Here is a 9,483-nt window from a genome sequence, read left to right as displayed (position 1 = left end):
TGCGTCAACGCCGACCATTTCGTCGGGTCAAATGTGCCACGCGCCGCGCCGGTCTCTACCGACGCCCAGTAATTGATGGTCTGCACCACGATCGGATCAAACGGATGAAGCGCGAGCCACGGCCATTGGTCTTCATCTGCAGAGCATTTGAAAGTAACGGTTCCATCGGTCGAAACGATATGGGAATGGGTGAATTGGCTGGCTGAAGCTTTCGACATATTTCGATGATTGCAGAAGTTGATCTCCCTGACAATTGTCTGATGTCAAAGCTATCTTTGAAACCGGCTATGGAGCGGTTGCCAGAGCCCCGTTTTTCCTCCGGTTGTGCAATATCAGACCGACCGGGATGCAAATGGTGATCAGGCCCAGCATATATAGGCCGCTCACCGGGTCAGCGGTGATGAAGGCAGTCAAAAGGCAGATATCCAGCAGCAAGACGAAGGCCGGAAGAAAGGGGTAGCCAATGGCCTTGAAGGGTCTCGGCAAATCGGGCTGCTGGAAGCGAAGCGCAAACAGGGACGCTTCGTATAATATGAAACAGAAAATAGCGAGCGCACCCGCCAGCCGGAAAATAAATTCAAACCCGCCCGAGAAAATCAGGAACAGGGAAAAGACCATTGTGATGGCAAAGCTGATATCGGGTGTCCCGCCCTTGTTCACCCGGGTGGCCATGTTCAGAAACAACCCGTCTCGGCCGAGACCATATAATACGCGTGGCGCTCCCATGACGCCTGCGTTGAGACAGGTAATGGCCAGAACAATACCCAATGTAGCGGCAACAATGCCGCCGATTGGCCCAAAGACGCCTTCCAGAACCACAGCAATGGGCAAATCTGAATTGCGGATTACATCGATGTCGAGCGCCATGACGAGACTGGTATTCAAGGCAATATATAATATCGTGATCAATATGATCGCAATGGCCAAGGCGCGGGGAATGTTGGTGCTGGCATTCTCGTCTTCCTCGGCAAAGTTTATGCAACCTTCCCATCCAGCATATGCGCCATAAACAAGCTGATAGGCGCCAATGATTGCCAGAAATGTCAAGGGTATGACAGGGGCAAGCGGATTGTTCGCTGGTTCCTGAACGGCACCGGTGAGCTCCGGCGTGGCAAAAAATGCAATGCCGATTATTATGCATAGGAATATCAGTTTGATGATGCTTCCCGTCGTTTGGGCAAAGCTTCCCTCACGAACGCCGATCCAGTTGAGTCCGAAAACCGCGAGGCAGAAGCATACCGCTATTCCTGCCATATTGGGCGCCAGATCCGGGAAAATTACCGCGAGGAAATTGGCGCAGACAATCGACAGGAACGCGATGCCGGCGACGTACGAAAGCCAATAGGTCCAGCCTGCCAGCAGGCCCATGGAATCGCCGAATGCCATGCGCACCGGAACAAACAGGCCCCCGGCCTTGGGAATCGCGGTCGCCAGTTCCGAAGCGATATTGGCAGAGAGCAATACGTGCACGCCGCCCAGAGCCCATAAGCCAAGCGCAATCCAGACTACGGGGACTTGATCGACAACCGGACCGGTCGTCCGCATGATGCCCGCGCCGATAACGCCGCCGATCCCGATCGCCAGGGCAAAGACAAAGCCGAGCTTTTTTTGCAGATGTCCTGCTTGCGGCTTTGCCTGATTATTCAGAATGATATCCCCCAATATCGACCCAAGGCCGAAGTTACGCGGCCTGACGATATATGCAAGGAAGTATTTGGTCGATCCAATGTCCGCGTTCGGATGGAGCGATCATTGCCGGTATTTTAGATTGTTCGGGATTTTTCCGGGTAGTTTCTGCGAAAAACCGCGATCATTGCTGGAGCGATCACAAGGGGGCCAAATAATATCACCGCTACCGGTATATCGAGTTGCGAATATATTTCGGCCAATGGTGCGCGTACGGCAATGATAAATGCCCAGATCATGCGAGCCAGATGGCGGCGTATCCGCAACGCGGAACGTCTATGAGCATTGCGATAGAAATGGATATCCCCGGCCAGTAGAATGACAGGAATGATCAATATGACCAACGGGCCGATCGGCGGGATATTGCCGGCCATCATTTGAGGGATAGCGAGTGTCAGGAATATGGCGACCACGGCAATTTCGAATATGAACAGGCCATATTCCATCATTTTAGTCTTCGCGGAAGCCGGTTTTAGCGCCAGGATTGCGGTGCCGATCGCATAGACTGCTGTTAGGGCAGCCACCAGAAGCGGGGGAGCCATGCGCACGGATAGCAAAATCAACGATGTGATTGCGACAACCAGAATACAGGTCGCAAACGTTCTGCCCGCCAGAATATGGATGCTGCTTCCTTTTTTGGTCGACAACGCAACCACGGCGGCAAGCAGCCCGAACATGCCGATCACAATATGGGCATAATAGCTTAAGGCATCGAACGGAGCTGGATTGGTTAAGTCAACCGGATCGACAGGTATCATCAGGAAACCTCTAGCGATTTACAGGAGGCACCATATCGCCGGTGTCTTTAGCCATTGTCAATGCGCGCGATTTCCAGTGCAGGGGCTGCAACGCCCGCGCCTGGTCGATGAGCAGGAACGGTCACCGGAAAACTGTAGCGGGTAATCCCGTGTCCATCCATATTAGGACAGACTTTCATTTCGTGTTAGCCAGGGTTCTTCAAACGGGGGATTTAAAATGCTGAGACGGCAATTTCTAGGCGGAGCGGGCGTTGCGGTGGGGGCGACCGCTTTGGTAAGCGGAACCGCGGCTTCGACCGTAGCGGCAACCATCAAATCTGGGGACTGGACGAGCCTGAGAAATCTGTTTCCGCTCACCCGTGACTATATACAATTGTCCACTTTCCTGATCGCATCCCATCCCAAACCCGTTTCCGATGCAATTGCCGAAATCCGGCAAGCGCTCGACGAGAATCCATCCGATTTCCTGCATGATGCCTTTCCGGCGCGCGACTATGGCGTTCAGGCCGCAGCGGCACGCTATATGGGCGGAGAACAGCATCAATATGCGCTGACCGACAGCACCACCATGGGTTTGGGGATGGTCTACAGCGGATTGAAGCTGAAACCGGGTGATGAAATATTACAAACCGAACATGAACATTATTCATCCGATATGGCGCTCGAATTCGGGTCACGCCGGACCGGTGCGACGATCAGAAAGATTGCGCTTTATGAGGAAGCCTCTGCGTTTACGGTGGAGGAATGCATCCGGCGATTGAAGAACGCCATCGCCGACAAAACCCGGGTGGTTGCGGTTACCTGGGTGCATTCTTCCAGCGGAGTGAAATTACCGATCCGCGCGATGGCCGATGTCGTCGATGCGGTGAATGCAAGCCGCGACTTGGGTGACCAGATCATATTCTGTGTCGATGGTGTCCACGGGCTGGGTATCGAAAACGAGGACATCAGCAAGCTGGGTTGCGATTTTTTCATCGGCGGCACCCACAAGTGGATATTTGGTCCACGCGGGACCGGCGTCGTCTGGGGCAGTGACCGCGGCTGGAAACGCTGCGAGGCGATCATACCCAGTTTTAGCGCGTCAACCTATGTCTGGCGCGGACTTATAACCCAGGATCAGGTGCCGGTTGGCGCCCATATGAGCCCCGGTGGTTTCCACAGCTTCGAACACCGCTGGGCGCTCCCGGCGGCCTTCGATCTGCATCTGTCTCTGGGCAAGGCCAATGTTCAGGAGCGTATATATCAGCTCAACAGTCAGGCCAAAGAGGGGTTGGCGAAAATGGCGCACGTCAAATTGCACACGCCACGTTCAACGACATCCTCTTCCGGTTTCGCCTGTTTCGAAGTCGACGGCATATCGCCCCCCGATGTGGTCAAGCATATGCACGGCCAAGGCATCATCATGAGCAATACTCCTTACCGGAAGACATTCGCTCGTTTCGCCCCGAGTTTGCTCAACAACGAGCAGGAAATTGATCGGGCGCTCGCGGAGATTGCCGCGTTGGGGTGATACGTCCGGGCTAAGCGGGTACGACCGGGATGAAACCCAAAATTTTCGAATTAACAACATTTCGCATTGCTTTAGGTGCATTATACGAATAACACACCTAAGCCCACTCGTGTTGAAAACAGGAATTCGAAAATGCTGGAACTCAAGAATGTCACGCATATCTACCCTAATGGCACCAAGGCGCTGGATAATGTCAGCCTGTCGATTCCCAAGGGTATGTTCGGACTGCTTGGCCCCAATGGTGCGGGAAAATCGACATTGATGCGCACAGTCGCAACGCTGCAGACGCCGACACAAGGCGAAATATATTTTGGCGATCTCGATATTCTGCGCGAACCGGAAAAGCTGCGCGAGACGCTTGGTTATCTCCCCCAGGATTTCGGGGTTTATCCGCGCGTGTCTGCCTATGACATGCTCGATCATATGGCGATATAGAAAGGAATCTCTTCGACGGCCGACCGCAAGGCGACGGTCGAAACCCTGCTCGACCAGACCAATTTATGGGATGTTCGCAAAAAGGCGATCGCCGGATTTTCCGGCGGCATGCGGCAGCGTTTCGGGATCGCGCAGGCATTGATCGGAAACCCCGATCTGATCATCGTCGATGAACCGACGGCCGGCCTTGATCCCGAAGAGCGCAACCGGTTCCTCAACCTGCTCGCGGAAATTGGCGAGAATGTCGTAATCATCCTGTCCACCCATATCGTCGAGGATGTGTCGGATCTTTGCCCGAATATGGCGATCATTTCCGAAGGGCGGATATTGATGTCCGGTGCGCCGCTGGGTCTGATTGAAAAAGCCAAAGGCACGGTCTGGGCCAAGACCATCAAACGCGACCAACTGGATCAGGCCAAAGCCGAGTATAACGTCATCTCGACCAGACTCTTTGCCGGTCACACGATCATCCATGTGCTGGCTGACAGCAATCCGGGAGCAGAATTCAAGTTGGTCGATGGTGGGCTGGAAGACGTTTATTTCTCAACCCTCGTTGGCGCGCGCAACGGCAGTGCACCACAGATTGCCGCTTGAGCCAAGGAGTATAGCCGATGTTTGCCAAAATAGCTGCATTTGAACTACGCTACCAGTTCCGCAACCCGGTTTTCTGGGTCGTCGCCATTCTCTTTTTCCTGCTTACTTTCGGTGCGGTGACGGCAGAAAATATCACCATTGGCAGCGGCGGAAATGTCAATGTCAACGCGCCATCCGCAATCATGCAGATCAGCCAGATATTGACGCTGTTTTTCATGTTTGTGACCACCGCCTTTGTCGCCAATGTGATCGTCCGCGATGATGAAAGCGGCTTTGGTCCGATGGTCCGCGCTACACAGGTGCGCAAATTCGACTATTTGTTCGGCCGCTTTGTCGGCGCGTTTCTGATCGCCGCCATTGCATTTATCGCTGTTCCATTGGCGATCTTCATCGGCAGCCTGATGCCTTGGGTGGACCCCGAAACGGTCGGGATCAACCGGCTCAGCTATTATCTGTTTTCCTATTTCATTCTAGCGTTGCCAGGTATTTTTCTGACCTCATCGGTCTTCTTTGCAATCGCGACCGCGACGCGTTCGATGATCTATACCTATGTCGCGGTTGTGGCGTTTCTGGTTCTATATCTCAGCTTCCTCACCATCATCGGGAACACGCCCGAATGGCAAGACATGGCCGCGATATTCGAACCATTCGGTCTCGGTGCCATTGCCGTCGTTACCGAATATTGGACCGTGACCGAGCGCAACTCTATGCTTCCTGCTTTGGAAGGCGCTTTATTATACAACCGGCTAATTGCGCTCGGGATATCATTGTTGGCCCTCGCCTTTGCCTATCGCAGTTTCAGCTTTGTAGAACGCGGCATTTCGAAACGGAAAATGAAGAAGCAGCAGAAACAAGCAGCAAAGCTTGCCAAGGTCCCTCCTCAGATCGTGCAGGAACTTCCTGCATATGATATCAAAGGCGCCGCCTGGGCTCGATTCTGGGCCCAGATGCGTCTTGAAATGCGGATGGTGGTCCGTAGCCCTGCCTTTTTCGTGCTGATGCTTATCGGCCTGTTCAATGCCAGCGCCGGGCTGCTCAATACCAACGAGATTTACGGCACGCCTGCAATCCCGGTAACATTTTCTCTGATGAGCATGTTGGCGGGCACATTTGCCATCATCCCCCTGATCATCGCCATCTACTATGCCGGCGAACTGGTCTGGCGGGATCGTGACCGCAAGATGCACGAGATTATCGACGCGACGGCTCTGCCCAATTGGGCCTATATGGCGCCGAAAACGCTGGCGGTATCCGTCGTTCTGGTTTCTGCGCTGTTTGTTTCCGGGCTTGCCGCCATCGCGATCCAGTCGATCCGCGGCTATTTTGATTATGAACTGATCAAATATTTTACCTGGTATATCCTGCCACTCGGTGCTGATCTGATCCTGATCGCGGTACTGTCGGTTTTCGTCCAGGCGCTGAGCCCGAACAAATATATCGGCTGGGCGATCATGCTCGTCTATTTTATTTCGACGATCACGCTGAATAATCTCGGCTTTGAACACCCGCTCTACCAATATGGCAGCACCGGCGAAAATCCGGTTTCCGATCTGAACAACGACAATATCGAACGGGCACGTAACTGGTGGCTTCGGCTCTATTGGGGCGGGTTTGCGGGGGTATTTGCGGTTCTTGCTCATCTGCTGTGGCGCAGGGGTACCGAAACCAGCATCAAGCCGCGGCTTCGCCAGATGCCCAGCCGACTGCTCGGCACGCCGGGAGCAATCATGCTGGCTTCGGTGGCCGTTGCCGCGGGAAGCGGAGCCTATATCTTTTACAATACCAATATCCTCAACGAATATCGCACCACGGACGACGCCGAAAAACAGCTCGCAGACTATGAGAAAAAATATCTCAAATATGAAAATGTCGAGCAGCCTGCGATCCGTCAGATCAGTTTGAACGTCGATCTCTTCCCGGATGAAAAACGGGCCGAGTTTTCAGGCTCCTACGAGCTGATCAACGACACGGACACGCCGATTGAAACCTTGCATGTGCGGTTCAATGATCCAGATATCGAGATCGTCAGCATAGCTGTTGCTGCTGCCAAACTGGAGCAGGATGATTCAGCGATGAAATATCAGATCTACCGTTTTGACCAGCCGATGGCGGTAGGAGAGAAGCGAAGCTTGAGTTTTCAGACCCGACGACATCAAAAGGGGTTCAGGGCAAGCAATCAGGACGTGCGCCTCGTGGAAAACGGTACCTTTCTAAATAACGGTGAATTTTCCCCTTGGATTGGCATGGACCGCAACGGACTGCTGAGCGACCGGCAGACCCGGCGCAAATATGATCTGCCGCCGGAATTGCGGCCCGCCAAGCTGGAAGATGAATCGGCGCGGATGAGGAATTATGTCGGCAATACCGATTGGGTGATGTCCGATATCACCATCACCACCAGCAGCGGCCAAGTTCCGATCGCACCCGGAAACAGGATCAGCGACGAAGTCGAGGGTGATCGCCGGACGGCCCGGTTTGTTTCCAAGTCACCGATCCTGGCTTTCTTCTCGATCCAGTCGGCCGATTATGCGACCCGGCAACGGACTGCTGATGGTGTCGAGATGACCGTCTATTATTATCCCGATCATGATTTTAATGTTGATACGATGCTTGATGCCACCGAGACATCGCTGGCATATTACAACAAAAATTTTGGTCCCTATCAATTCGACCATGCACGGATCATCGAATTTCCTGGCTATGCCCAATTTGCTCAGGCTTTTGCAGGCACCGTGCCATTTTCCGAGACAATCGGATTCATTGCCAATAACAAAGATCTCAACGAGATCGACTATGTCACCTATGTCACGGCTCATGAATTTGGCCATCAATATTGGGCGCACCAGCTGATCAGCGCCAATATGCAGGGCGGAACCCTGCTGGTCGAAACCATGGCGCAATATTCGGCGTTGATGGTGATGAAACAGGTCTATGGCGAAGATAAAATCCGCCGCTTCCTGCAATATGAGCTCGACCGCTATCTCTCCGAGCGCGGTGGAGAGGCCGTTGAGGAATTGCCGCTCAACCGGGTCGAAGGTCAGGGCTATATCCATTATCGCAAGGGCGCGGTGGTGATGTATCTGCTGCAGGATCGGCTGGGTGAAGACCGGGTCAATATAATGCTCGCCGCGCTTCTGGATCGCTACAAGTTCAAGGGCCCTCCTTATGCCATTTCCACTGATCTGGTAGACGGCTTCAAGTCGCTGGCGCGCAATGATGCGGAGCGGCAACTGGTTTCGGATTTGCTGGAGAAGATCACGCTCTATGATCTGAAAGCCAGCGATGCCGGCACCAGAAAACTGGCTGACGGACGGTTTGAAACCATATTGACTATCGAAGCAGCGAAATTTTATGCCGATGGTCTCGGCAAGGAAACCAAAGCGGACCTACGCGACGAGATCGACATTGGACTGTTCACCGCAAAGCCGGGCAAGGGAGCGTTTGACAGCAAGGATGTGCTCCACAAGCGGCGCCACAAGATTACATCCGGAACGCAGAAAATCCGGATAGTGACCAAGAAGCGTCCGGAATTCGCAGGCGTTGATCCCTATAATAAATATATCGACCGCAATAGTGACGACAATATTATTGCGGTGGAATAGCGCCAGGTTCTGACTCTAGCCATCTTGACGCGCCAGAAGGTCTGAGCCATGCGCTGTACATGCGATTTTTCTCTGATAATGCCGCGTCGGTGCACCCCAAGTTGCTGGAATCGCTGACCGAAGCCAATGTGCAAGACACTGCCTATGACGGCGATAGCCTGAGCGGGCGGCTCAACTCTGCCTTTTCCGATCTGTTTGAAACCGAGGTCGAGGCATTGTGGGTGGCGACCGGCACGGCGGCCAATTCCCTGGCGCTCGCCGCCATGTGCCAGCCGTATCAGGGCGTGATCTGTCACCGGGAAGCGCATATCGAACAGGACGAGGCCGGGGCCCCGGGTTTCTTTACCGGCGGCGCGAAGCTGATGTTGCTTGACGGGGATGGTGCAAAGCTCTCGCCCGAAAGCGTGGAAGCCCATTGCGCGGCGATCCGCGACGATGTCCATCAGGTCCAGCCTGCCGCTGTTTCGATCACCAATGCCAGCGAATATGGCATGGTCTATCGCCCCGATGAAGTCGCTGGCCTTGCTGAAGTTTGCAGCGCGCACGGGCTCGGCCTGCATATGGACGGTGCCCGGTTCGCCAATGCGATCGCGACGCTCGGTTGTTCGCCCGCCGATCTGACATGGAAGGCCGGCGTCGACGCGCTCAGCTTCGGCTTTGTGAAAAATGGCGGAATGAGCGCTGAAGCCCTGATATTTTTTGATCGTGATCTGGCCGCCGAAACCCGATATCGCCGCAAGCGTGCGGGGCATTTGCAGTCCAAAGGACGCTATCTTGCCGCGCAGCTTTTGGCGATGCTCGACAAAGACCTATGGCTCGACAATGCCCGCGCCGCCAATGCCGGTGCGCAGATCATCGCCGCGGCCGCACCGGAGCGATTGCTCTATCCGGTCGAAGC

Annotated in this window: 7 protein-coding genes and 1 pseudogene; 4 read left to right on the top strand and 4 right to left on the bottom strand. The window is 54.2% G+C overall.

Translation table 11 applies throughout. The features are described from left to right. From WBM93_RS06155 to WBM93_RS06140, 4 genes are all read right to left on the bottom strand, one after another. The coding region (locus WBM93_RS06155) for a hypothetical protein (RefSeq protein WP_424429586.1) at positions 1 to 218 on the bottom strand (218 nt) is incomplete at its 3' end. Between the two features lie 67 nt (positions 219 to 285). Further along, the gene (locus WBM93_RS06150) at positions 286 to 1,662 is read right to left on the bottom strand and encodes an APC family permease (RefSeq protein WP_424429584.1); all 1,377 of its coding nucleotides are present in this window, start codon (positions 1,660 to 1,662) and stop codon (positions 286 to 288) included. Positions 1,663 to 1,763: 101 nt separating this feature from the next. Continuing rightward, complete coding sequence (locus WBM93_RS06145; RefSeq protein ID WP_424429581.1) at positions 1,764 to 2,444, bottom strand: hypothetical protein; 681 nt, start codon at positions 2,442 to 2,444, stop codon at positions 1,764 to 1,766. A 47-nt stretch (positions 2,445 to 2,491) separates the two neighbouring features. After that, entirely contained in the window at positions 2,492 to 2,623 is a 132-nt protein-coding gene (locus tag WBM93_RS06140) for a hypothetical protein (protein ID WP_424429578.1), read from the bottom strand. Between the two features lie 38 nt (positions 2,624 to 2,661). On the opposite strand from WBM93_RS06140, the gene WBM93_RS06135 reads away from it, so the two are divergent. The 4 genes and pseudogenes from WBM93_RS06135 to WBM93_RS06120 form a co-directional block, all read left to right on the top strand. Further along, positions 2,662 to 3,954, top strand: a complete 1,293-nt coding sequence (locus WBM93_RS06135) for an aminotransferase class V-fold PLP-dependent enzyme (protein WP_424429575.1) — start codon at positions 2,662 to 2,664, stop codon at positions 3,952 to 3,954. Between the two features lie 132 nt (positions 3,955 to 4,086). Further along, positions 4,087 to 4,983: pseudogene (locus WBM93_RS06130) on the top strand (ABC transporter ATP-binding protein). 17 nt (positions 4,984 to 5,000) lie between these two features. Continuing rightward, on the top strand, positions 5,001 to 8,585 hold the full coding sequence (locus WBM93_RS06125; protein WP_424429572.1) for a M1 family aminopeptidase: 3,585 nt from the start codon (positions 5,001 to 5,003) through the stop codon (positions 8,583 to 8,585). Positions 8,586 to 8,644: 59 nt separating this feature from the next. Beyond that, on the top strand, positions 8,645 to 9,483 hold an 839-nt coding region (locus WBM93_RS06120; RefSeq protein WP_424429569.1), incomplete at its 3' end, for a threonine aldolase family protein.

Source organism: Parasphingorhabdus sp., from assembly GCF_049667325.1.
Classification (GTDB): Bacteria; Pseudomonadota; Alphaproteobacteria; order Sphingomonadales; family Sphingomonadaceae; genus Parasphingorhabdus.
This window is presented reverse-complemented; position numbering and strand designations above follow the sequence as displayed.

Bases quoted from the DNA above. Each gene is read 5' to 3' on its own strand.
- WBM93_RS06145 (WP_424429581.1), bottom strand. From the start codon at position 2,444: ATGATACCTGTCGATCCGGTTGACTTAACCAATCCAGCTCCGTTCGAT.
- WBM93_RS06140 (WP_424429578.1), bottom strand. From the start codon at position 2,623: ATGAAAGTCTGTCCTAATATGGATGGACACGGGATTACCCGCTACAGT.
- WBM93_RS06135 (WP_424429575.1), top strand. From the start codon at position 2,662: ATGCTGAGACGGCAATTTCTAGGCGGAGCGGGCGTTGCGGTGGGGGCG.
- WBM93_RS06125 (WP_424429572.1), top strand. From the start codon at position 5,001: ATGTTTGCCAAAATAGCTGCATTTGAACTACGCTACCAGTTCCGCAAC.